This window comes from Rhodococcus sp. MALMAid1271 (assembly GCF_049195265.1).
GTDB lineage: Bacteria > Actinomycetota > Actinomycetes > Mycobacteriales > Mycobacteriaceae > Rhodococcoides.
Window position 1 is genome coordinate 1 of sequence record NZ_JBMIRQ010000044.1, and the last position, 23,178, is coordinate 23,178.

18 protein-coding genes are annotated in these 23,178 nt (G+C 65.5%); 14 read left to right on the forward strand and 4 right to left on the reverse strand.

The window, feature by feature from the left end; genetic code table 11:
• Positions 1 to 37: 37 nt before the first annotated feature.
• Positions 38 to 1,963 carry a molecular chaperone HtpG gene (gene htpG, locus ACOQFP_RS03065; protein WP_341245138.1) on the reverse strand — a complete coding sequence of 642 codons (1,926 nt, stop codon included), beginning with the start codon at positions 1,961 to 1,963 and terminating at the stop codon, positions 38 to 40.
• 94 nt (positions 1,964 to 2,057) lie between these two features.
• On the opposite strand from htpG, the gene ACOQFP_RS03070 reads away from it, so the two are divergent.
• From ACOQFP_RS03070 to ACOQFP_RS03135, 14 genes are all read left to right on the forward strand, one after another.
• Entirely contained in the window at positions 2,058 to 3,173 is a 1,116-nt protein-coding gene (locus ACOQFP_RS03070) for an MBL fold metallo-hydrolase (protein ID WP_421583410.1), read from the forward strand.
• 24 nt (positions 3,174 to 3,197) lie between these two features.
• On the forward strand, positions 3,198 to 5,594 hold the full coding sequence (locus tag ACOQFP_RS03075) for an HAD-IC family P-type ATPase (protein WP_421583411.1): 2,397 nt from the start codon (positions 3,198 to 3,200) through the stop codon (positions 5,592 to 5,594).
• A 42-nt stretch (positions 5,595 to 5,636) separates the two neighbouring features.
• Positions 5,637 to 5,825 (forward strand): antitoxin, encoded by a 189-nt coding sequence (locus tag ACOQFP_RS03080; RefSeq protein WP_206488129.1) that lies wholly within the window; start codon positions 5,637 to 5,639, stop codon positions 5,823 to 5,825.
• Between the two features lie 66 nt (positions 5,826 to 5,891).
• Positions 5,892 to 7,520 carry a Na+/H+ antiporter gene (locus tag ACOQFP_RS03085; RefSeq protein ID WP_206488131.1) on the forward strand — a complete coding sequence of 543 codons (1,629 nt, stop codon included), beginning with the start codon at positions 5,892 to 5,894 and terminating at the stop codon, positions 7,518 to 7,520.
• A gap of 73 nt (positions 7,521 to 7,593) precedes the next feature.
• The gene (locus ACOQFP_RS03090; RefSeq protein WP_341244978.1) at positions 7,594 to 8,775 is read left to right on the forward strand and encodes a lipase family protein; all 1,182 of its coding nucleotides are present in this window, start codon (positions 7,594 to 7,596) and stop codon (positions 8,773 to 8,775) included.
• Entirely contained in the window at positions 8,772 to 9,944 is a 1,173-nt protein-coding gene (locus tag ACOQFP_RS03095; RefSeq protein ID WP_421583412.1) for a sensor histidine kinase, read from the forward strand. Before ACOQFP_RS03090 ends, ACOQFP_RS03095 begins: the two co-directional genes overlap by 4 nt.
• Positions 9,941 to 10,750, forward strand: coding sequence for a LytR/AlgR family response regulator transcription factor (locus tag ACOQFP_RS03100; protein ID WP_421583413.1), 810 nt, complete (start codon positions 9,941 to 9,943; stop codon positions 10,748 to 10,750). The genes ACOQFP_RS03095 and ACOQFP_RS03100 overlap by 4 nt, the downstream gene beginning before the upstream one ends.
• Before the next feature lie 13 nt (positions 10,751 to 10,763).
• Complete coding sequence (locus ACOQFP_RS03105) at positions 10,764 to 11,123, forward strand: hypothetical protein (protein WP_206488138.1); 360 nt, start codon at positions 10,764 to 10,766, stop codon at positions 11,121 to 11,123.
• 6 nt (positions 11,124 to 11,129) lie between these two features.
• A complete protein-coding gene (locus ACOQFP_RS03110; RefSeq protein ID WP_421583414.1) occupies positions 11,130 to 12,872 on the forward strand; it encodes a cation acetate symporter in 1,743 nt (580 codons plus the stop codon).
• 205 nt (positions 12,873 to 13,077) lie between these two features.
• Positions 13,078 to 13,380, forward strand: a complete 303-nt coding sequence (locus tag ACOQFP_RS03115; protein ID WP_421583457.1) for a DUF485 domain-containing protein — start codon at positions 13,078 to 13,080, stop codon at positions 13,378 to 13,380.
• The gene (locus ACOQFP_RS03120; protein WP_421583415.1) at positions 13,377 to 15,044 is read left to right on the forward strand and encodes a cation acetate symporter; all 1,668 of its coding nucleotides are present in this window, start codon (positions 13,377 to 13,379) and stop codon (positions 15,042 to 15,044) included. The genes ACOQFP_RS03115 and ACOQFP_RS03120 overlap by 4 nt, the downstream gene beginning before the upstream one ends.
• Positions 15,045 to 15,126: 82 nt before the next feature.
• Positions 15,127 to 15,558: a type II toxin-antitoxin system Rv0910 family toxin gene (locus ACOQFP_RS03125; protein ID WP_206488146.1), complete on the forward strand. Its 432-nt coding sequence runs from the start codon at positions 15,127 to 15,129 to the stop codon at positions 15,556 to 15,558.
• A gap of 71 nt (positions 15,559 to 15,629) precedes the next feature.
• A complete protein-coding gene (locus tag ACOQFP_RS03130) occupies positions 15,630 to 17,261 on the forward strand; it encodes a substrate-binding domain-containing protein (RefSeq protein ID WP_421583416.1) in 1,632 nt (543 codons plus the stop codon).
• 101 nt (positions 17,262 to 17,362) lie between these two features.
• Positions 17,363 to 19,015 carry a substrate-binding domain-containing protein gene (locus ACOQFP_RS03135; protein ID WP_421583417.1) on the forward strand — a complete coding sequence of 551 codons (1,653 nt, stop codon included), beginning with the start codon at positions 17,363 to 17,365 and terminating at the stop codon, positions 19,013 to 19,015.
• A 1-nt stretch (position 19,016) separates the two neighbouring features.
• Here the strand turns inward: ACOQFP_RS03135 and ACOQFP_RS03140 are convergent, their stop codons facing one another.
• The 3 genes from ACOQFP_RS03140 to ACOQFP_RS03150 form a co-directional block, all read right to left on the reverse strand.
• Positions 19,017 to 19,754, reverse strand: a complete 738-nt coding sequence (locus tag ACOQFP_RS03140; RefSeq protein WP_341244528.1) for an energy-coupling factor transporter transmembrane protein EcfT — start codon at positions 19,752 to 19,754, stop codon at positions 19,017 to 19,019.
• Entirely contained in the window at positions 19,751 to 21,712 is a 1,962-nt protein-coding gene (locus ACOQFP_RS03145; protein ID WP_421583418.1) for an ATP-binding cassette domain-containing protein, read from the reverse strand. Before ACOQFP_RS03145 ends, ACOQFP_RS03140 begins: the two co-directional genes overlap by 4 nt.
• A gap of 95 nt (positions 21,713 to 21,807) precedes the next feature.
• Positions 21,808 to 23,154, reverse strand: coding sequence for a DEAD/DEAH box helicase (locus ACOQFP_RS03150; RefSeq protein WP_206488156.1), 1,347 nt, complete (start codon positions 23,152 to 23,154; stop codon positions 21,808 to 21,810).
• Positions 23,155 to 23,178: the final 24 nt, after the last annotated feature.

Here is a 23,178-nt window from a genome sequence, read left to right on the forward strand (position 1 = left end):
ACCTATATGTACGCAAAAGGCGCACGACGACGGAGCCTTATACCGTGCGGGTGAGGCGGTCGGCGAGCAGCTTGGAGAACTTCGCGGGATCCTTCAGATCCGTTCCCTCGGCCAACAGCGCAGTCGCGTAGAGCAACTCGGCGGTTTCGGCGAGATGCGGATCATCGCTGCGATCCTCGCGAGCCTTCTTCAGGCCCGTCACCAGCTCGTGGGTGGGGTTGAGCTCGAGGATGCGCTTGGACGTCGGCACGAACTGGCCCGAGGCCTTGTACATCTTCTCGAGCTGCGGGGAGAAACTGAACTCGTCGCCGACGACGCAGGCCGGTGACGTCGTCAGGCGCGTCGACAGACGTACCTCCTTGACGTCCTCGCCGAGAGTCTCGGTCAGCCAGGTGAGCAGGTCGGCGAACTCCTTGTCCTGCTCCTCGCGCTTGGCCTCGGCCTCCTTCTTCTCTTCCTCGGTGTCGAGGTCCACCTCGCCCTTGGCGATGGACTGGAACGACTTGCCGTCGAAGTCGGTGACGTTGCCGACCCACACCTCGTCGACCGAGTCGGTCAGCAGCAGCACCTCGAGGCCACGAGCCTTGAACGCTTCCATGTGCGGCGAGCTCTCGATCTGCTGGCGGGATTCGCCCGTCATGTAGTAGATCTGCTGCTGTCCGTCCTTCATCCGGTCCACGTACTCGGCCAGAGTCGTCACGCCCTCCTCGGAGTGAGTGGACGCGAACGACGAGATGCCCAGCAGGGTTTCGCGATTGTCGGAGTCCGAGATCAAGCCCTCCTTGAGGACCGTGCCGAACTGCGACCACAGCGTCGTGTACTTGTCGGGCTGCTCGCTCTGCAGTTCCTTGACCGTGGAGAGCACCTTCTTGGTGAGGCGGCGACGGATCGCGCGGATCTGCCGGTCCTGCTGCAGGATCTCGCGAGAGACGTTGAGCGAGAGATCTGCTGCGTCCACGACACCCTTGATGAACCGCAGGTACTCGGGTAGCAGCTCCTGCGAATCGTCCATGATGAACACGCGTTTGACGTACAGGTGCACGCCCGCCTTGCTCTCCCGCATGAACAGGTCGAACGGTGCCTGCGACGGAATGAACAGCAGCGCTTGGTATTCGAACGTGCCCTCGGCCTTGAACGGGATGACCTCGAGCGGCTCGTCCCAGGCGTGGCTGACGTGCTTGTAGAACTCCTTGTACTCGTCCTCGGACACCTCGTCCTTGGAGCGGGTCCACAGCGCCTTCTGCGAGTTGATCGTCTCCGTCTCGATCGTGACGGTGTCCTCGCCGCCCTCCTCTTCGCTCTTGACTCGCTTCTCGACGTCGATGCGAATGGGCCAGGCGATGAAATCGGAGTACTTCTTGACCAGTTCCTTGATCTTGCGCTCGGACGCGTAATCGTGCAGGTGGTCTTCCTCGTCGGCGGGCTTGAGCGCCAGCGTCACCGAGGAGCCCTGCGGGGCGTCGTCGACATCGGTGATCTCGTAGGTGCCCTCACCGGTGGACTCCCACTTGGTGGCCGTGCTCTCGCCGGCCTTGCGGGTGAGCAGGGTGACCTTCTCGGCGACCATGAACGTGGAGTAGAAGCCGATTCCGAATTGGCCGATCAGTTCCTCGGATGCGGCCGCATCCTTGGCTTCCTTGAGCTTCTTGCGGACCTCGGCGGTGCCGGACTTGGCCAGTGTGCCGATCAGGTCGATGACCTCCGTACGCGACATGCCGATGCCGTTGTCGCGGATGGAGAGAGTGCGGGCCGCGGAGTCGATGTCGATCTCGATGTGCAGATCCGATACGTCGACGTCCAGGTCCTTGTTGCGGTACGACTCCAGGCGCAGCTTGTCCAGCGCGTCCGAGGAGTTCGAGATCAGTTCACGGAGAAAGCTGTCTTTGTTGGAGTAGATGGAGTGCACCATCAGATCCAGGAGCTGACGCGTCTCCGCCTGGAATTCGAGCTGTTCGGTACTCAATGTCTCCCCTTCTAGCTGCAAAACCGACGCGGATATTCTACGGCAAGGCTACGGGTGAGCTGCGAAGACGTCGGACCCGCCTACTGTGGTGGCCGTGACGAAGACGAAGTTGGTATTGGGTGCTGTCGCCGCCTCGAGCGGGGCTTGGTTGGCGCGTGCGATGTGGGGTCTGCCCTCGGCAATCGGTGCCCGGCGGGCACAGATAACCCCGTACGCGGCAGGCTCGCCGCGGTACCGCGACCGGCGATTCCACAATTCCGACCCCAGTTCCAGCTACCTGCCCGGTCGCGCGGACAAAGGGCACAAGAACATCGTCGTCTCGTTGTTCACCGAACGTGGCAGAGGCAGGCCGCAACGCCCGATCCCGCTCGCCCCGCAGATCGCGCCGGTGGATGCGGGCGAGCTGGCGGTCACGTGGTACGGCCATTCCAGCGTGCTCGTCGAGGTCGACGGCTACCGCATCCTCGCCGATCCGGTGTGGAGCAATCGTGTCTCGCCCTCTTCGGTGGTGGGGCCTGCGCGTCTGCATCCGACGCCGGTCGAGTTGACCGATCTGCCGAGGATCGACGCCATCGTCGTCTCGCACGACCATTACGACCACCTCGACAAGGCGACGGTGCAGCAGCTGACGCGGACACAGTCGGCCCCCTTCGTGGTTCCGTTGGGGATCGGCGCACACCTGCGCAAGTGGCGGGTGCCCGAGGAGCGCATCATCGAACTGGACTGGGACGAGCAGACGGTGATCGGCGGTCTCACCCTCACGTGCACCGAGGCTCGGCACTTCTCCGGCCGCGGTCTGACCCGCGACTCGACGCAGTGGGCGTCCTGGGCGTTCGCGGGCCCCACCAGGCGCGTCTTCTTCGGTGGCGACTCCGGGTACACACCGAAGTTCGCCGAGATCGGCCGCAACTACGGACCGTTCGACATGACCCTCCTCCCCGTCGGGGCGTACGACCCCCGGTGGCCGGATGTCCACATGAACCCCGAGGAAGCGGTCACCGCGCACGTCGATCTGACGGCGTCGGGCATTTTCGTTCCTATTCACTGGGCCACGTTCAACCTGGCTTTCCACCCGTGGTCCGAGCCGATCGTGCGGTTGCACGAGGCAGCTCAGGACGTCGGGGTCCAGGTGGCAGTGCCGATGCCTGGACAGCGTATGGACGGCACACGAACCGTGACCGACGATCGTTGGTGGGCGCGGCTGGGCTGACCGAACCGGGATTAAGCTGCACTCATGTCTATCGACGCCGATGCGCTGCGTGACTCCGGTCTGACCGAGGCGGAAGTCGCCAGGCTCACCGCCGAGGGGAAGTCGAACGACGTTCCGGCCCGTGCGTCTCGGTCGGTTCGCGATATCGTCCGCGGCAACGTGTTCACGCGGATCAACGCGATCCTGGGTGTGCTGTTGATCATCGTGCTCTCGACGGGCTCGGTGATCGACGGCATGTTCGGACTGCTGATCATCGCGAACAGCGGCATCGGAATCATCCAGGAAGTTCGAGCGAAGCGGACGCTGGATCGCTTGGCCATCGTCGGCCAGAACAAGCCTCAGGTGCGACGCGACGGCGTCTCGAAGCAGGTGGCTCCCGACGAGGTGGTCCTGGGCGACATCGTCGAGTTGGGCCCGGGCGACCAGATCGTCGTCGACGGTGAGGTGATCGAGACCGAAAGCCTCGAGATCGACGAGTCCTTGCTCACCGGTGAAGCCGATGCCGTGCACAAAACGGAAGCGGCACAGGTCCTTTCGGGTAGCTTCGTCGTGGCGGGCAGTGGGGCGTACCGCGCGACGAAGGTCGGCCGTGACGCCTACGCCGCCAAGCTCGCCGAGGAAGCCAGCAAGTTCACCCTGGTCAAGTCCGAACTGCGAAGCGGCATCGACAAGATCCTGAAGTTCATCACGTACCTGATGATCCCGGCCGGTGTGCTCATCATCTACAACCAATTGTTCTCCAGCGGCCAGGCGCTACGACCGGCCCTCAACGGCATGGTCGCCGCTCTGGTGCCGATGGTCCCCGAAGGTCTGGTGCTGATGACCTCGATCGCCTTCGCGGTCGGCGTGATCAGGCTCGGTCAACGGCAGTGTCTGGTGCAGGAATTGCCCGCGATCGAGGGCCTCGCCCGCGTGGACGTGGTCTGCGCAGACAAAACCGGCACCCTCACCGAGAACGGGATGCGGTTGCACGAGGTGGTGTTGCTCGACGACGCCGATTCCGATTCCGTCACAGCCGCTCTCGCATCGCTGGCGCATGACGATCCGCGGCCGAACGCGAGTGTGCAGGCCGTCGCCGAGGCCTACCCGGATGCGCCGGGGTGGACGCAGAGTGCCGTTGCCCCGTTCTCGTCGGCCAAGAAATGGAGCGGCTCGTCCTACGGCGAGCACGGAAACTGGGTGCTCGGTGCCCCGGACGTGCTGCTCGATCCCCAGTCGCACGCGGCGCGAGAGGCCGAAGAAGTCGGATCGAGGGGTCTGCGAGTGCTGCTGCTCGCCGGCTCCGATCGTGCCGTCGACGACATCGACGCACCGGGCACCGTCACCCCACGGGCACTGGTGATCCTCGAGCAGAAGGTGCGCCAGGACGCGCGAGAGACGCTGGAGTACTTCGCCAGTCAGCACGTGGAGGTCAAGGTGATCTCCGGGGACAATGCCGTCTCGGTCGGCGCGGTCGCAGGGTCTCTCGGCCTGCCGGGCGGCGACTCCCCGGTCGACGCACGAGAGCTGCCGGAGGAATCCGAACAACTCGCCGATGCCGTGGCGAACTCCACCACGTTCGGCCGGGTCCGGCCCGATCAGAAGCGAACGATGGTGGGCGCATTGCAATCTCGCGGCCACACGGTCGCGATGACCGGTGACGGTGTCAACGACGTCCTGGCTCTCAAGGACGCAGACATCGGCGTCGCGATGGGATCGGGAAGTGCTGCCACCCGTGCCGTCGCGCAGATCGTGTTGTTGGACAACAAATTCGCAACGCTGCCCTATGTCGTGGGGGAGGGGCGACGCGTCATCGGCAACATCGAACGCGTCTCGAATCTGTTCCTCACCAAGACCGTCTACTCGGTGCTGCTCGCGTTCCTCATCGGGCTCACCGGAGTGCTCTCGCAGATCTTCCACTTCGAGCCGATTCCGTATCCGTTTCTGCCGCGGCACGTGACGATAGCCGCGTGGTTCACCATCGGTATCCCGGCGTTCGTGCTCTCGCTCGCGCCCAACAACGAGCGGGCCCGTAGCGGTTTCGTCTCGCGGGTGATGCGGCTGGCCGTCCCGTCCGGATTGATCGTCGGATCGTGTACTTTCGTGTCCTATTTGCTGGCCTACGCCGGGCCGAACGCCACCGAGGTCCAGGTGACCCAGGCCAGTACGACCGCGTTGATCACCCTGATCATGATCGCCCTGTGGGTGTTGGCCGTCGTCGCGCGGCCCTACAACTGGTGGAAGGTGCTGCTGCTCGCCGGATCGGTCGGTGGCTACTTGGTGCTGTTCGCAATTCCGTTCTGCCGCACCTTCTTCAAGCTCGACCCTTCCAACGTCGGAGCCACCACCAGTGCGCTGATCATCGGCGGGATCGGTATCGCGCTGGTCGAGGTGGTCAACAGGGTGGGAACGGCGCTGCGTAATCGGCAGGGTAATACGTAGGATGCAGGTGTTCCGAACGATCTGATGAACAAGGAGTGGGTCATGGGCTTCGCAGACAACTTGAAGGGTCTCGTCGACAAGGGCAAGGACCTCGCAGCCGAGAACTCGGACAAGATCGACGACGTCGTGGACAAGGCGGGGGACTTCATCGACAGCAAGACCGACGGTAAGTACGCCGACAAGGTCGACAAGGTCCAGGAAGCAGCCAAGAAGGCGATTCCGGACAAGTAGGACCTATCCGGTGGTTCGGTGCCGTCGGTCGCGCTCGAGGGTGCGGCTGACGGCACAATCGTCGGTGTGGACGGACCGATACTTCTTCTCGTAGTCATTTTCGCGATCGCGGTCGCCGGATTTGCCAAGCGACTGGACCTGCAGGTCCCGCTGGTGTTGGTGACCGTCGGGTCCATCGCATCGTTCGTTCCAGGTGTTCCGCATGTCAGCCTCTCACCCCAGCTGATCCTCGGGGTTGTGCTTCCGCCGCTGCTGTATTCCGCGGCGCTGGATTTCTCGTTCGTCACCTTCCGGCGAAATCTCGGCCCCATTCTTCGGCTCGGCCTGGTCATGGTGATCGTGACGACGTTCGTCGTCGGCTGGTTCGCGAATCTGTTGATCCCGGAAGTGACGCTGGGCGCGGCGCTGGTGCTCGGCGCTGTCGTTGCCCCACCCGACGCGGTGTCCGCGATCTCCGTCGGCCGCAAGCTGGGCCTGCCGGCGCGGATGATGGCCATTCTCACCGGGGAGAGCCTGGTGAACGACGCGGCGGCGCTGACCCTGTTCACCCTGGCGGTCGCGTCGGTGACGGGCAGTCGAATCGAACTGGGCTCGCCGTTGCTGTTCTTCGCCTACGAGATCATCGGCGGTGTGCTGGTCGGGTTGGCCCTGTCTCGCATCGTGCGTTTCGTCCGTACGCGCATTGCCGATTCTGCGCTCGAGACCGTGCTCGGCCTGGTGTTGCCGTTCACCGCATATCTGGCAGCCGAGGAACTGCACGCCTCGGGCGTCCTCGCCGTCGTCACGGCAGGTTTCGTGTTGGGCCGCGTCACGGCCGATGTCTCGGTTGCCACGAGGGTCCAGGAACGGCAGGTGTGGCCGACACTGGATCTTCTTCTGGAAGCATTCGTCTTCGCGTACATGGGTCTGCAACTCAAATTCGTGGTCCAAGAAGTGCAACGTGAGGGGTTGCCGGTCCACCACGTGTTCGCGTACGCGCTGCTGGTGCTCCTGGTGGTCATGGCGGTTCGTCCGGCCTGGATCTTCGCCAATTCCGGACGGAGCCTGGTGTTCAGGCGGCTGTTTCGGCGGCGCGAACCCAGCGAGCCCGGGCTGACCTGGCAACAGAACCTGGTGCTTTCCTGGGCCGGGATGCGTGGCGTGGTCACCCTCGCCGCGGCCGCCGGTGTGCCGCTGACCACGGTGGTGGGTGACGAGTTTCCCGGCCGCGCGGTGATTCAGGCGGTCGCCTTCGTCGTCGCGGTCGGCACGTTGCTGCTGCAGGGGCTGACCCTTCCGATGTTGATTCGAAGGATGGATGTCGCCGATCCACTCGAGCAGCAGCGCAACGACAATCAGCGGTTGCTCTCCCAGGCCATCGCGCGCACGGCGGCTGAGGACTATCTGAAGCGAGCGGCGGAACAGGGGATCGCCGGCGTGGACCGGGAACGGGTCGGTGAAGTGATCGAGCGGGTGCGCCGGTCGGTGCTTGCCCGGTTGGACGCCGAGGAGACCGAGGATCGGGAGAAGCGAATCGCCGCGGCAGGTGCGATGTTCGATTCGTTGCGCCACAACGTCCTGGTCGCGCAGCGGGCAGCGCTCATTGCCGCCCGTGACTCGGGGGAGTTGGACGACGAAGCGTTACGAGCAGTGTTGAATGGCTTGGACGTGGAGGAGATTGCGGCGGAGGCTCGCATCGAACGACGCTCGATCTAGCCGACGCTCGATCCAGCCGACGCACGATCTGGACGATGACCGATGCGACGAACAACGTAGGAGCGCAGAGACTGTGAGGTCGACCGGACCGGTGGCCGCCGCGGCACTGGTGTTCGCCCTTGCTGCGTGCAGTGCGCCCGTCGCTGCGCCCACACCGCCGCCCCCGACTCCGCTGACGGCACCCGAGGGCTCCGAACGCGGCGAGATCGTCTCGTCCATGCTGCTCGGTCAGGTCGATATCGGTGTCGCGTACCTCGGCGGCACGGCCACGAAGATCGTCTATCGCACCACCGACGGAGTGACCGGCGGGAGCACGCAGACATCGGGAACAGTGTTCGTGCCCAAGGGATCTGCGCCCCCTGGCGGTTGGCCGATCGTCTCGGTCGGGCACGGCACCACCGGAGTCACCGACGAATGCGCGCCCTCGCTCTACCCGAACCTGTTGGGCAGCATCGGATTGGTCACGCCGTTCCTCGAGCGCGGCACCGTGGTGGTGGTCACCGATTATCAGGGGCTCGGCACGCCGGGTGACCCGGCCTATCTCGACCCCGACGCGGCGGCCTACGACATCATCGACGCGGTGCGGGCGGCCCGCAACGTAGTGCCCGAGGTCGGCACCAGGTGGGGCGCCGTGGGTACCTCGCAAGGTGGGCAGGCGGTATGGGCGGCCGCCGAGAGAAATGCCGACTACGGCGACGGCCTACAGATGGTGGGTGCCGCGGCGCTCTCGCCCACCGCCGATCTGACCCGATTCTTCGCCCCGGAGACCGAACAGACCCTGTCGCGTCAGCTGCTGGTGCCGTATCTGTTCGAGGGGTTGCACGTCGCCGATCCGAGCGCCGAACGCTCGGAGTACATCCGCGGCACCTTCGCCGACAATGTGACCGCACTGACGGCCTGCAGCGACCTGCTCGGCTTCCGGAAGGCCGACGCCGGAGCCGTCATCGACCCCGCCGACGCTGTTCCGGCCACCGAGCAGGCAGCAGATCGGATGACGAACTGGCTCGAATCGGTGGCGCTGCCGAGATCGCGTACCGCGGTGCCGCTACTGGTCCTGGTCGGCGAGCGCGACGATCTGATCGACCCGAGTTGGACGCGTTCGGCGGTTGCGAAAGCCTGCGACCTGGGCCAGGACGTGGAGCTTCGATCCGAAGCGCAGCAGGGCCACGCCGAGCTGGCCGCCAACAGTATCGGCGTCGACTGGCTCGTCGACCGGTTCTTGAACGTGCCGCCGTCGAGTACGTGCCCACGATGACCGGAGCCCTGGCCGTGCTCGCGGTGATGGTGGCAGCGATCGTCACGGTGATCGCCGTCATCAGCCTGCGCGGACGGCGTGATCTGACCACACCGGCCGAACGGGCCGTACACGCCACCCTGCACACCGCCTCGTTGGCGGCCAAGCCGCTGCGCGACGGACTCGATGCCCGCTCGGCCGCAGCCGCCGCCCCGCACCTCCGGTTGCTCACCGGAGCCGACGCGTTGGGCATCGGCGATCCCGACGGCTCCCTGCTGGCCTGGGACGGACCGTGGGACGAGCTGACCCCGGCGTTCGTCGAAGCAGCCAAACGAGCCGTCGACGGACAGCGCCGCGTCCTGGTGCGCCTACCACTCGGTTCGATTCACCCCGTCAAGGCTCTGGTGGTGCAGCCCATGCTGGTGGACGATTCTCCGGTCGTCGGGGTGCTGGGAGCGGCCCTGATCGAGGAGCCGGGTCCGGGCATGCTCGGCGCGATCACCGAGGTCGCGCGGTACGCCTGCGGGCAGATAGAGCTCGCCGAGCTCGACGCGTCGAGAGCTCGACTGGACCGAGCCGAGGTGCGGGCGCTCCGCGCGCAGATCAGTCCGCATTTCATCTACAACGCACTGAGCACCATCGCGTCGTTCGTGAGAACCGATCCGGATCAGGCACGCGAGTTGGTGCTCGAGTTCGCCGACTTCACCCGATACTCGTTCCGCAACGCTGGCGAATTCACGGTGCTCGCCGACGAACTGCGCAATATCGATCGGTATCTCACACTCGAACGGGCCCGCTTCGGTGATTCTCTGCAGGTCTCGTTGCAGGTTGCGCCCGAGGTGTTGGGTGTTGCTCTGCCGTTTCTCGCGCTGCAGCCGCTCGTCGAAAACGCCGTCCGGCACGGGCTGTCCCGCAAGGCCGACGGCGGCCGAGTGACGATCATCGCCGCCGACGAGGGAACCGACGCCGTCATCAGCGTCGAGGACGACGGGGTGGGAATGGACCCCGATTTGTTGCGTTCGGGCAGTTTGCACACCGAGGAGGCCGCCCACGTCGGATTGGCGAACGTGGACGATCGGCTGCGGGCAGCCTTCGGAAACGACTACGGTCTCGTCGTGGACACTGCACCGGGCGCAGGCACCAAGGTGAGCATGCGGGTGCCCAAATTCAGGCCGGGGGTGCGCGCATGACTCAGGCCGCCAACACCAACCCCGGCCGCGGGTTGACCGTCCTCGCCGTCGACGACGAGCGTCCGGCACTGGACGAACTCGCCTTCCTGCTCCGCAGGCAGGACGCCGTCGCCGCGGTGTTCACCGCGCAGGACGCCACCACTGCCCTGCGGCAGATTCAGAACACCGTCGGTCCCGGGCAACCCGTCGTCGACGCGGTGTTCCTCGATATCAACATGCCCGGCCTCGACGGCCTCGAACTGGCGGGCATCCTGTCGGCGTTCGCGCGGCCACCGGCCGTCGTGTTCGTCACCGCCCATGATGATCGGGCTCTCGCGGCGTTCGATCTCGGCGCGGTCGACTATCTGCTCAAGCCACTGCGCGAGGACCGACTGGCCGAGGCCGTTCGTCGGGTACTGCTCGCGCGTCGTAGACCCGCCGAGTCCGCTGACACCGCGGCCGATGAGGTCATCCCCGTCGAACTCGGTGGAACCACCACCTTGGTGCACCGGTCGTCGGTCGCGTGGGTGGAGGCGGACGGCGATTACGCCAGACTGCACACCGGTACCGGCTCGCACCTGGTACGCATCCCGATATCGACCCTCGAAAGTCGCTGGGTCGATGCAGGATTCCTGCGGGTGCACCGTTCCTACCTGGTCTCGCTGCGGCTGGTGACGGGAATCCGAAGTGTCGGTTCGGGTCTGGTGGTGTGCCTGCGCGGAACCGGAGATCTGGCCGCCTGCGAACTGCCGGTCAGTCGCAGGCATGCACGCGAACTCAAGGACAGACTGGTCCGCGGGCCCTTGCAGTCGTGGTCGTCCCGATGACGCGGGTGCGGCGATGAGTCAACCGAACCGTGAGCGGGTGGTGCTCTCGCAGCGTCGAGGTGCCCGGATGGTGCGCACCCGCGTCGAAGTACAGGAGCAGACCGAGGTCGGTGACGCCTTGGTCCGCAGTCTGGTCAGGGCGCAACTGTTGCTGTCGGTGCGCCTGGCGGTGATGACACTGTCGATTCTGTTCGCCATCCCGTTGCTGGGCATGCTGCTCGCGCGAATCGGCCAGGTGGCACCGTTCGGTATCGGCTTGCCGTGGTTGGTGTTGGGGGTGGCGATCTATCCGCTGCTGTTCGGGGTCGGCTGGGCTTACGTGCGCCGGGCCGAGCGCAACGAGACCGAGTTCGTCGGGCTGGTCGAGGACTAGAGGTAGGTGAACGGATCCATTCCCGTTGCGACGGTGATCGCGCTGCTTCTGGCAGCGCTGGCCACCGTGGGCATCGGCATCTACGGGGTACGGCTGGCGCGCACCACCTCGGACTTCCTTGTCGCCTCGCGGAGCGTGGGTCCGCGCTGGAACGCTGCCGCCATCAGTGGTGAGTATCTCTCTGCTGCATCGTTTCTCGGCGTTGCCGGGCTCATCGCGAAGTACGGCGCCGATGCACTGTGGTACCCGGTCGGCTTCACGGCGGGCTACCTGGGTCTGCTGCTGTTCGTCGCCGCTCCACTGCGCCGCAGCGGCGCGTACACCGTTCCGGATTTCGTCGAATTCCGACTCGGCGCACCGTGGTTGCGCACCGTTGCGATGCTGGCCGTCGTCGTCATCTGCGGGCTGTACCTGGTGCCCCAGTTTCAGGGTGCCGGCCTGACTCTGAACATTCTGCTGGGGGTGCCCGGATGGGTCGGTGCCCTGGCCGTCGGGCTTATCGTCATCGCGAACGTCGTCGGCGGCGGGATGCGCTCGATCACCTTCGTGCAGGCATTCCAGTACTGGCTCAAACTCACCGCGATCGCCATCCCCGCACTGGTCCTGGCCGTGCACTTCTTTTCCGACGACCGCATCGTCGGCAGCCCGGCACCGCCGACCGTGACCGAACAGACCGTCGTCGACATCACCACCGATGTTCTGGTGCAGGTGGATTCCCCGATCGTCGTCACCGTGGCAGGCACCCTCGACCGCGAGAATGTCGAGGGACGGGTTCGGCTCGACGCGGGCCAGCATCAGCTGGGCTCGGGCACTGCGCTCACCCTCGACGCCGGATCTCCCGTGCCTGTCGTCGCGGGGGCGCCGACGACCGACCGGGCCTGGGCGATGCCCGGCGGGGGCCTGGGCGGAGCGCATCCGCTGTACCAGGTGTACTCACTGATTCTGGCCACGTTCCTCGGAACCCTCGGCCTCCCGCACGTGTTGGTGCGGTTCTACACCAACCCCGACGGTCGAGCGGCACGGCTGACCTCACTGACCGTCCTGGCGCTGCTCGGAATGTTCTACCTGTTCCCGACGGTGTTGGGAGTGTTCGCCCGGCTGTACGTACCGCAACTGCTGATCACCGGGGCATCGGACGCGGCTGTCCTGCTGCTGCCCGGTTCCGTGCTGTCCGGGATTCCGGGGCAGTTGCTCGCCGCGCTCGTCGCCGCGGGTGCCATCGCGGCCTTCCTGTCCACCTCGTCGGGGCTGTTGGTGAGCATCGCAGGTGTACTGAGCACCGATGTCCTGTCGGGTCGGGTCCGAGACTTCCGCATCGCCGCGACACTCGCTGGTGCAGTACCGCTGGCGCTGTCGATCGGCGTGGTCTCGCTCGATCTCTCGCGTACCGTCGGACTCGTCTTCGCGGTCGCCGCATCCACCCTCTGCCCGTTGCTCGTACTGGGAATCTGGTGGCGCGGACTCACCGCAGCGGGGGCAGCGACAGGACTGCTTCTCGGCGGCGGCATCGCACTGGTGGCCGCATCGATCTCCGTCGTCACCCCCATCTCCGAGGCCGTTCTCGGTGGTTGGGCGTCGGCGATCCTCGGCTATCCCGCTGCAGTGAGCGTTCCCGTCGCCTTCATCTCGATGCTCGTGGTCAGCCTGGCCACTCGAAAGTCGGTGCCGCCGGACATCTCCCGGATCTTCGCGAGACTGCACCTACCCGAGGGGCTCGACATGGGGCGTGACCGCGAGCGCGAACTCTGAAAACGCCCGTCTCCCCGCTCGGCTGCCACTTTCGACCGCTCGTCGCACACACCCGCAGCCCGCCGTGTGATCGAGGCCACCTCCTGATTTTGTGACCTGACTCTCATTAGTGTTCCGACACAGCCACAGCTCACATCTACTTCAGGAGTTCAAGGTGACCGCACCGGAAACCAATTCGCCACCGGACGCGCAAGCGTTCGTCGACATGCAGGCCAGTCCGGAGTTCCAGGAACTCCGCCGTCGCCTGCGTAGCTTCGTGTTCCCGATGGCCGGGTTCTTCCTGGTCTGGTACGTCCTCTACGTGCTGCTGAGCACCTACGCCGTCGACTTCATGTCGACCAAGGTGTGGGGCAACATCAACGTCGGTCTGCTGCTCGGCCTCGGCCAGTTCGTCACCACGTTCGCCATCACCGGCATCTACGTGAAGTTCGCCAACCGTGAACTCGATCCTCGCGCTGCAGCTCTGCGCGCCGAGATGGAAACCTCCCAGGGAGCGAAGAACTCATGATCGGTCATTCCGCAGGCTCCACTCCTGCCGTGAACGTACTAGCCCAGGCCGCCGAGACCACCGTCGGTGAACCCCTCGTCAACATCGCGATCTTCAGTGCATTCGTTCTCATCACGATGACCGTCGTCATCCGCGCATCGAAGAAGAACTCGACCTCCGCGGAATTCTTCACCGCGGGCGGCGGCTTCTCCGGACCGCAGAACGGTGTCGCCATCGCGGGCGACTACCTCTCGGCGGCAAGCTTTCTCGGTATCGCAGGTGCCATCGCCGTCTACGGTTACGACGGCTTCCTGTACTCCATCGGCTTCCTCGTCGCCTGGCTGGTCGCGCTACTCCTCGTCGCCGAATTGCTCAGGAACACCGGCAAATTCACGATGGCGGACGTGCTGAGCTTCCGGCTCAAGCAGGGCCCGGTTCGCACCGCAGCGGCACTGTCGACGCTGACGGTCTCACTGTTCTACCTGCTCGCGCAGATGGCGGGCGCAGGCGGACTCGTCGCTCTGCTGCTCGACATCTCCGACCGCACCGGACAATCCATCGTCATCGCCGTCGTCGGCGTGCTGATGATCGCCTACGTTCTCATCGGCGGCATGAAGGGCACCACCTGGGTACAGATCATCAAGGCCGTGCTGCTCATCACCGGCGCAGCATTCATGACCGTCCTCGTGCTCGCCAAGTTCGGCCTGAACTTCTCCGAGCTCCTCGGCAGCGCGCAGACCATGGTGGCCGGATCGGCGAACGAGGCCGTGGCAGCGCGTGACGTGATCGAGCCCGGGGCTCAGTACGGCGGCAGTGCCACCTCGAAGATCAACTTCCTCTCGCTCGGTATCGCCCTCGTGCTCGGCACCGCGGGTCTGCCGCACGTGCTGATGCGCTTCTACACGGTGCCCACCGCCAAGGAAGCTCGCCGCAGCGTCGTATGGGCCATCGCGCTCATCGGTGCCTTCTACCTGTTCACCCTCGTTCTCGGCTACGGAGCCGCAGCGATCGTCGGACCCGACCGCATCCTGGCCTCGGCCGGTGGTCAGAACTCCGCTGCTCCGCTGTTGGCCTTCGAACTCGGCGGCGTGATCCTGCTCGGCATCATCTCTGCGGTCGCCTTCGCGACGATCCTCGCCGTGGTCGCCGGACTGACGATCACCGCCTCGGCCTCGTTCGCCCACGACATCTACGGCAGCGTCATCAAGAAGGGCAAGGTCGACGACGTCAAGCAGGTCAAGGTTTCCCGCATCACCGCCGTCGTCATCGGTCTTCTCGCCATCGGTCTCGGCATTCTCGCCAACGGCCAGAACATCGCCTTCCTGGTGGCACTCGCGTTCGCCGTCGCGGCGGCCGCGAACCTTCCGACCATCCTCTACTCGCTGTTCTGGCGTCGCTTCACCACCACCGGTGCGCTGTTCAGCATGTACGGCGGTCTGATCTCCACCATCGTGTTGATCGTCTTCTCCCCGGCCGTCTCCGGATCGCCGACGTCGATGATCCCCGGATCGGATTTCGCCTGGTTCCCCCTGTCCAACCCCGGCATCGTCTCGATCCCGTTGGCATTCGTCCTCGGCATCGTCGGAACGCTGATCTCGAAGGACACCGAGAGCAAGGACAAGCAGGCAGAGATGGAGGTTCGCTCCCTCACCGGCATCGGCGCGGAGAAGGCCAGCGCGCACTAGTCGTACGGAGAGTCCACCGAAAATGTCCGTGTGAGCAAGGCCTCACACGGACATTTTTCGTTCAGCGGTTACCATCCCTGCTGTGGCCAAGCTGAAGGTTTCCCTCGACGTCCCACTGACCCCCGAGCAGACATGGGAGCATGCGTCCGATCTGTCCGGATACGATCGCTGGCTCTCCATTCACGAAGCGTGGCGAGGCGAGCTGCCCGAGCAACTGGCCGTCGGCACCACTCTGGACTCCGTCGCCAGCGTGAAGGGCATGCGCAACCGGGTGTCGTGGAAGATCGAATCCTACGATCCGCCCAAGAAACTCGAGCTCAAGGGCAACGGCAAGGGCGGCGTCAAGATCGGCCTGAACATGTCGGTGAAAGCCAAGGGCGACGGCTCCGAGATCACCATCGACGTCAATCTCGGCGGGGCACCGCTGTTCGGCCCGATCGGGTCCGGCGTCGCGCGAGCGCTCAAAGGCGACATCGAGAACTCCCTGAAGACGTTCGTGAAGATTTACGCCTGAAGTAGTATCTGGCGAACCGAACGGCGGGGCGGAGATGCGTTCCTCTCCGCTCGCTACGGAGAGGTCCAGTCATGCCCGGTAGACACAGTGTCCCGTCGTCCGCGACGAGTCGCAGCAGGGTCGCCAAGTACGGCGTCGTAGCCGTTGCCCTGCTCCTCGTCGTCGGAGGCGGCGTGGTGGTAGCCCAGAAGGCATTCGGGTCCGAGTGCGGCGACCCTGCGTCCTACTCCCTGGCCGCGGATCCCTCGATTGCGCCGGTACTGGAGAAGATCATCGACGATACGTCGGTCGAGGATCTGGGGTGCGCCCAGATCGAGGTGACCGCGAGTCAGTCGGGTCAGGTGTCCAACGCTGTCGCCAAGGGTGCCGACGTGCCCTCACTCTGGATTCCGGATTCGTCGTTGTGGATCGGCAAGACCGTGCGCTCCACCGCGTCACTGATCGACCTGGCCAGTCAGTCGGTGGCCAGTACCCCGGCGGTGCTGGCTGCACGCAAGGACGAGGTGCCGTTCTTCGACACCTGGCTCACCGCCTTGAAACTCGAAAGCCTGCGTATCGGTAACCCGTTGACAAATACCATGTCCGATGCCGCGATCCTGGGTGCGGTGGCGGAGGCCGGGACCGACGCCACTGCGCTCGATTCCGTGTCGACGGCGCTGGTCCCCATCGCTCAGGCCCAGGCCGCCAACCGCGGTGAAGCCGACGCGACGACACGCCTGGACGATCTGGTCGCCGACGGCGGCGTTGCCGTGGTGTCCGAGCAGACCTTCCTGCAGTACCAACTGGACACCGGCGCCGAGCTGGGTGCGACGGTGCCGCCGACCGGCAGTATCTTCCTGAATTTTCCGATGGCGGTGACCGAGCCCGCAGGCCAAAAGCACGAGGACGCGAAGTCCGTCGGCGCGGCTCTGGCCGCGGCGATCGCATCCGAGCCCGGGCAGCAGGCCTTGTCCGAGGCGGGCTTTCGAGCTGCCGACGGCGCCCCCCTCGACTCCGATCGAGGAATCGGTGACGTGACGGCGCTGACGGTTGCCGATCAGCAGGCTGCCGAATCGACGCTGCGGGAGTATCAGGTCCTGGCGCTGCCCTCGCGAACGTTGGTGATGGAGGATGTGTCCGGATCGATGAACTACAGCGCGGGTGCGAACACGCGCATCGCCCTGACGGTGCAGGCCAGCGAGACCGGTAACCGCTTGTTCCCCGACAACGCGTCGATGGGACTGTGGGCCTTCTCCATCGGGCTCGGGGGTGGCGACAAGGACTATCGAGAACTGGTACCGATCCGGCGGATGGACGACAAGGTCGGCGACACGACTCAGCGCGAGGTGCTGTTGCAGCAGATCCGAACCATGCCGTCGCTGGTCGGCGGCGGTACCGGGCTCTACGACACCACGCTGGCGGCCTTTCGGACAGTGCAGCAGGGCTACGATCCGGATGCGGTCAACAGCGTCATCATCCTCACCGACGGTGCCAACGAGGACCCGAACAGTGTCTCGCTCGAGGAACTGCTGTCCACACTGCGGGCCGAGCAGGACCCGTCTCGCCCCGTCATCATCGTCACCATCGGTATCACCGACGATGCCGACGCCGGTGTGCTGCAGCAGATATCGGCCGCGACGGGCGGTTCCAGCTTCGTTGCCCGAAATCCCGCCGAGATTCCGAACGTATTCGTCAATGCCCTCAGGAGCCGGTCGGGTCGCTGAGTGGTTACTATGCTGTGGATCACGTGCCGGTCGTCATCCTGACAGCGCGTGCGGTTGCACTCGTCCTGCGAGTGTGAGGGGAACCGAGGAAGGGGGGAACGATGTCGGGTCGTCACAGCGGTGAAGCGCGCCCGTTCGGCTCGCCTGTGACCTGGGCGGTGGTGGCCCTGGTGGCCGTCGTCGTCGTGGCCGGCGGCTGGTTCGGAGTTCAGGCCGTACGCGCATCCGGGGCCGACTCCTGCGATTCTCTGGACACCGTCTCGCTCGCTGTGGACACCTCCATCGCGGAACCGGTCGAGCAGATTCTGTCGCAGGCAGGCGAGGTGGACCGTGGCTGCGTGAACTTCGACGTACGCCCCGAGCGCCCTACCGACACCGCCACCGAGATCGCAGGCACCGAGAATCGACCGGACCTGTGGATTCCGGATTCGACGCTGTGGCTGCTCAAGACTCTCCGCTCGACCGGTGCCCTGCCCGAGCTGGCCAAGACATCGGTGGCGAACACGCTGCCGGTCCTGGTCTCGAAGTCCGATGCGGTGCCGGTGACCGATACCTGGCTCAGTGTGTTGCAGATTCCCGGGCAACGCATCGGTGACCCACTCACCAGCAGCGCCTCCAATGCCGCGATCCTCGGTGCGCTCGCCGAATCGGAGGTTGCGATCTCGGACGCGAAGGCCGTCTCCGCCGCTCTGGTGCCGATGGCCCAGGACTTCGGACGGATTGCCGACACTCCTCACGACACACCGGACCTCGTGGCCGAGGTCGATGCCGACGGCGGAACCAGCGTGGCCACCGAGCAGGCCTTTCTCGCATACGAGGCGGAGAACCCGAGCGCGACACTGACCGAGACGGTGCCGCCGACCGGCAGCTACTTCCTCAATTACCCGTTGGCGGTGACGGCACCGGCCGGGCCCGAGTACGACCGAGTCAAGGAGGCCGGAGCTGCTCTGGCCTCGGTCTTGGCCACCACGGCTGCCTCGGACACTCTCGTCGCGGCCGGCTTCAGAACCTCGAGCGGCACCCCGCTGCCCGACGGCAGAGGTGTCGGGTCCGTGGCATCGCTGGAGATCAAGAACCCGCTGTCCATCGAAACGACGCTGAGGGACTGGGCCGTCCTCGCACTGCCCTTGCGCACCATCGTCGTCGAGGACGTGTCGGGTTCGATGGCTGCGAAATCGGGTGACTCGACTCGCATCGCGCTCACCGTCGATGCGTCGGTCGGTGCCAACGACATCTTCAGCGACCAGACCCAGATGGGGTTGTGGGCCTTCTCCATCGGGCTGGGTGGCGGAAAACAGGACTACCGAGAACTCGTTCCGCTGGCCCCGGTGACGAATACATTCAACGGCAAGCCGCAGCGACAGGCGATTCTCGACGCCATTCGGGGTCTGCCGGCTCTGGTCGGTGGCGGAACCGGGCTCTACGACACGACTTTGGCGGCGTTCCGACGGGTCAAGGAGGGGTACGACCCCAACTACGTCAACAGTGTCATCATCTTGACCGACGGAGCCAACGAGGACGCCGACAGCATCACTCTCGACCAACTGCTGGCGACGCTGCAGAAGGAACAAGATCCGGTGCGGCCCGTCGTCATCGTGACGGTCGGCATCACCAGTGATGCAGACCCGGTTGCGCTACAGCAGATCTCGGCGGTCACGGGCGGAACGAGCTATGTGGCCGAGGATCCGCGCGATATCCCCGAGGTATTCGTCAAGGCGCTGAACTCGCGCACCGAGCGGCTCGCGGGCGAGTAGGTCAGCCGAGCACGAAACTCAGTGTGATCGCTGCGGCGCACGCGAGGGTGACCACAGTCAGTGCCGCCGCATCGGAGGCCTTGAACCGGTCGTCGGTCGCGGTGATCATCCCGGTGCCGCCACGAGCGGTGATGGCGGTACCCATCTCGTCGGCCCGCCGAATGGCCACCGACATGACGGTCGTGACGATATCGACGAGTGAATTGTCCGAGGCGCTCTTGACGACCGGTTTGGGGCGTAGGCGTCGGGCTGCGTTGAGGGTGCGCATCTCTTCGATCAGCAGGGGCAGCGATCGAAGGCTCAGGGCCACCGCGATCGCCCACTCGTCGACCGGCAGTTTCAGCTTCTTCAAGGGCGTCCCGAGCCTGGACACCGCGGGCGCGATATCGCTCATCGAGGTGGTCCAGCCGATCATCATCGAAGCACCGAGCAGAACGAAGACGAACAGTGTTGCGCGCAGGTACAGCATCACGGCCGCGCCGCCGAGCGGCAGGTTGATCAGGGCTCCGACGCCGAACAAGGCCCAGATCCACCAGGGTGGTCGCGGCAGCGCGGTGATCGGCACATGCGCGAGGATCGCCGCGATCACCAGCAGTGCGAACACGATCGCCAACGCGGGCCACGTCGGAGCCACGACGAGCGTGATGCTCAGTAGCAGTACGGTGACGAGCTTGGTTCCGGCCCACAGGCGATGGATCGGCGAGAACCGTGGCACCTGGCGTAGTACGACGGTGGTCACGAGTGCACACTCCCGAGGATCGAATCGGAGACGATATGGCCATCGGCCATCGTGATGGTGCGACTGCAGACGGTGTCCAGGCCGTCCACATCGTGCGAGATGACGACGATGGCGACGCCGCGCTCGCGCAGTCCGGCGAGAACTGCGATGATCTCGTCGCGCCCGGGTGGATCGAGACCGGACAGTGGCTCGTCGAGAACCAACACGCTCGGCCGGCGAGCAATGAGCCCGGCCAGGACCACGCGTCGCATCTGGCCGCCGCTGAGCGAATCGATGTCTCGAGCCGCCAACGACCTGTCCAGGCCGACCGCGTCCATTGCGGCCGACACTGTGGCAGAACCGGTTTCAGGGCCCGCAGCCGCGGCGATGTCCTCGGATACGGTGCGTCGCTGCAACTGCAGGCGGGAGTGCTGAAACGCCAACCCGACCTCGCCGACCCGCCCGGTCATCGCCTTGCCGCCGAGCTGTGCGGTGCCCTTCGTCGGGCCGGTCAGTCCGGCCATGATCCAGGCGAGAGTCGACTTGCCCGAGCCGTTGCCACCGAGAACCAGCACCCCTTCACCGCGCTTGACGGTGATGTCGATCCCGTTCAGCGCGGTTTGTGCCCACGGAGTGCGCCGGTTGTAGGTGTGCTCGATGCCGGTGAGCTCCAACAGGCGGGGACTCGAATTATCGTGCAGGGCAATGGGATTCTCGGTTCGCGGGTTCATCCATGACGAATCGTGGTGCACCTGGAAGCCGCCTTGCAGATGCACGACGCGATCTGCAGCAACGGTTTCGGCCACATGATGGGTGACGAGCACGACCGACATGCCATGCCTTCGCGGCAGTTCGGCGAGAACCGAGACCAGGTGTTCGCGGCCTGCGGCGTCGATCATGGCCGTGGCTTCGTCGGCAATGAGCAGGGCAGGTGTGCGCGCCAATGCTGCGGCGACGGCCAGACGCTGCATTTCGCCACCGGACAGGGACGCGGTATCGCGTGCACCCATGCCGCCGAGTCCCACCTCGTCGAGCAGTGCATCGACGTCGGGACGGGTATCCCCCGGGGGCAGACCCCACACCACGTCGTCGGCGACGCGGGTACCGAGGATCTGGCTTTCGGGACGTTGCAGCACAACGGCGGTGCCGCCGTAGCGTCCGAGACCGGGTGCGCCTGGCCTGCTGACGATGCCCTCCGTCGGCTCCGTGCCGGCGAGAATCCGCGTCAGGGTCGACTTTCCGGACCCGTTGTGGCCCACAATCGCTACGAATTCACCGGGTTCGATGTGCAGGTCGACGCCGGTCAGGGCCGCAGTGTTGCTTCCCGAGTACCGGTACCCGACCGAGGTCAGTGTGACCGGCAGTGGTTCGATGTTCTCCTCGTCGGCGCTCGAGACGAGGGACTCCGGTGTTGGAATGGTGTAGAGGCGGTCCAGGATGGCGGTGAGAATCAGCCACGCGAACAAGGTGCCGGTGACGATGCCGAAGGCGATCGATCCGCCGACCCACCACCACCAGTTGTCGAGCACGGCGGTCGAGCCCGTCCGAAGCGCATCGGCGGCGCCCTGAGGGGCCGATATGCGTTCGAGTAGCCGGGATACACCTTCGAGAGTGTTGCGGAGTACGCCGAGGAACAACTCGCGCAGCGGAACGAGGACGAGCAGGACCAGCACCATCAGGGCTCCGAGCGCAGGCCCGACGACCATCGAGGTGACCATGACTCCGGCGAGGCCCTGCTTCTTACGCTTGGCCCGGCCGACCAGGCCGCCCAGAAGGGCGGCGCTGGCGACCGTGATGGCGGTCTGGGTGCCGGCTGCGACAAAACCGACGAGGGTTGCTGCCATCGCAGCGGTGACCAATGCGCGCGTCCGATGGCGCAGCGCCACGACCGACATGGGAACCGCTGCGACCACCTGAAGAATCGCGGCCATCGGCACGAGGACACCGATCACCGTCAATGCGACGGTGAAGCTGCTCATGACAGCAGCGGTCGCCAATTCATGCGGTCCGAGGGGCCCCGATTTCGACGTACGAGGAGAACTGACGGTCACCGCTCCAGTGTGCCAGCCTGAGCTCAGCGGCTGCGCTGGCTCGAGGTCGATCCTGCTGCGCGGCGGCTGTGCCCACCGCCGCCGGAACGCGGCTTTCCGCCGGAACGGGCCGGGCCGCCGCGTCGCGCGTTGTTGTTGCGCGGTGCGCCGCTGCGGGCCGGGGCTTGCTCGACTCGTGGTGCCGGCTCGACGTAGCGGGCCTGTTCGCCGACGAGGTTCGCCACTGCGGGCGAGTCGGCGGTTACGCGGACTGGGGTGACCTTGATATCGGCCTTGCGCAGCAGTACTGCGGTGTCTTTGCGCTGCTCGGGAAGGACGACGGTGACGACGTCACCGGCGCTTCCCGCGCGGGCGGTGCGGCCGGAGCGGTGCAGGTACGCCTTGTGCTCGGCCGGGGGATCGACATGGACCACCAGCTGGACATCGTCGACGTGGACGCCGCGAGCGGCGACGTCGGTGGCGACGAGGACGCGGGCCTGACCGGAGGAGAAGGCCGCGAGGTTGCGGTCGCGTGCAGCCTGCGAGAGGTTGCCGTGCAGGTCGACGGACGGAATCCCGGCGTCGGTGAGCTGCTTGGCGAGCTTGCGGGCCTGGTGCTTGGTGCGCATGAACAGGATGCGGCGTCCGGTGCCCGAGGCGAGCCGATGGACGAGCTTCTTCTTCGCCTCGACGCCGTCGACCTCGAAGACGCTGTGCGTCATGGCCTCGACATGCGAGGTGGCCTCGTCGACGGAGTGGGTGATCTGGTTGTGCAGGAAGCGTTTGACCAGCTTGTCGACGCCGTTGTCCAGGGTGGCGGAGAACAGCATGCGCTGGCCCTTGTCCGGGGTGGCGGCGAGGATGCGGGTGACGACGGGCAGGAACCCGAGATCGGCCATGTGGTCGGCCTCGTCGAGTACGGTGATCTGGACGCCGTCGAGGGTGAGGTGGCGCTGCTTCATCAGGTCTTCGAGGCGTCCGGGGCAGGCGACGACGATGTCGACTCCGGCCTTGAGTGCGGAGACCTGACGAACCTGCGATACACCACCGAAGATCGTGGTGACCTTCAGTGAGTATGCGGCGGCGAGCGGTTCGATCGCGACGGCGATCTGGGTGGCGAGCTCACGCGTCGGCGCGAGAATCAGGCCGCGTGGGCGGCCGGGCTTGCGGTTGCCGGGAAGCTGGCCGGCGAGGCGAGCGACCATCGGGATGGAGAATGCGAGTGTCTTGCCGCTGCCGGTCTTTCCCCGTCCGAGCACGTCGCGTCCCTGCAGTGTGTCGGGGAGCGTGTCGGCCTGGATGGGGAATGCTTCGGTTTTGCCCTGGCTCGCGAGTACATCCGCGATGGCCTGGGGTACGCCGAGCGCAGCAAAAGTCTGTGGGGTCGTCATAGTGTTGAAAAGTGCCTTTCGGGC